Source organism: Streptomyces sp. NPDC002835 (assembly GCF_053591995.1).
The window spans coordinates 1-1,310 of sequence record NZ_JBSFUW010000135.1 but is presented as its reverse complement, the minus strand read 5'-3'; the positions used below and the strand labels follow the sequence as shown (position 1 = coordinate 1,310).

The window sequence follows — 1,310 nt, the reverse complement described above, 5'->3', positions numbered from 1 at the left end:
TACCAGGTCGGTCCCGGCCGGGTGAAGGAGAACATCACCCTGGCGCGGCGTCCCGCCGGTCCGGTGAAGTACACCTTCACCCTTGACACCGAGGGCCTGGTGCCCAAAGCCCGCAAGGACGGCTCCATCGCGTTCTTCGGCGAACTCCCCAACACCCCGGTGCTGGTGATTCCGGCGCCGTACATGACTGACGCGAAGAAGTCGGCGTCGTCGCCGTACGGATACGAGTACACCGCGTCGGTCACGCAGAAGCTCACCCGTGACGGCGACGGCTGGAAGCTGACCGTCACGCCGGACGCCAAGTGGCTGGCGGCGAAGGAGCGCCAGTACCCCGTGGTGATCGACCCGACGATCACCATCGCGCCCTCGCCGGCAGGTTCGCAGGACGCCATGGTCCTGTCCGACCAGCCGGGCGTGAACTTCAACTCCTCCTGGAAGCTGGCCGCGGGCAAGACCTCCAGCACCGCCCAGGCCCGTTCGCTGCTGAAGTTCCCGCTGGACGAGATCCCGGCCGGTGTGAAGGTCGACGGGGCGCGGCTGGGCGTCTACTTCGACCAGTCGCACACCACCAACGGCAACGACGTCACCATCGCGGCGCACCGGGCGACCGGGACGTGGGACGAGTCGACGGCGACCTGGTCCAACACCTCCGGACTGCTGGGCGAGCTGTCCGGCACCAGCGTCCAGGCCGATGACGGCGACGCGGGCACGACGGCCGCGACCGGCGCCTGGCCGGCGTCCGGCTCGACGCTGACCCAGTACGCGATCGGCCAGGACTACCGCTACAACAAGGAATCGGTCGCCGGGGACAAGTACACCTGGCAGCCGAAGGTCACCGACACCGCCACCTACCGGGTCGACGTCCACTACGTGGCCGCCACCGACCGGGCGACCAACGCCCCGTACACGGTGACCCACCGCGACGGCAGCCAGACGTTCACCGTCGACCAGTCGGCCGGCACGAACGGTGTGTGGACCTCGCTGAACGGCGGCAACCAGCTGCCGTTCAACAAGGGCACGGTGGGCAAGGTCGTCCTCGGCGACGGGCCCGCCTCCACCTCGACCGCCGTCATCGCGGACGCGGTACGCCTGGTGAACCCCGCCCAGATCGTCAAGAACAAGGGCGAGTACAACCAGTGGCACGAGTTCCCGGTCGCCGACACCGTGCAGAAGTGGGTGAACGGCACCACGAACCACGGCTTCATCCTCAAGGCCGCGGACGAGTCGTCCACCGGCCCGCTCGGCGGCCCCCGCTACGAGGCCGGTGACGGCTACTACGGCGGCGAGACCTCGAGCATCCCGCGCCTGAC

Annotated in this window: 1 protein-coding gene; it reads left to right on the top strand. The window is 68.9% G+C overall.

The features are described from left to right. Positions 1 to 1,310: golvesin C-terminal-like domain-containing protein (locus ACWD01_RS37515; protein WP_451168470.1), on the top strand; the 1,310-nt coding region annotated here is incomplete at both ends.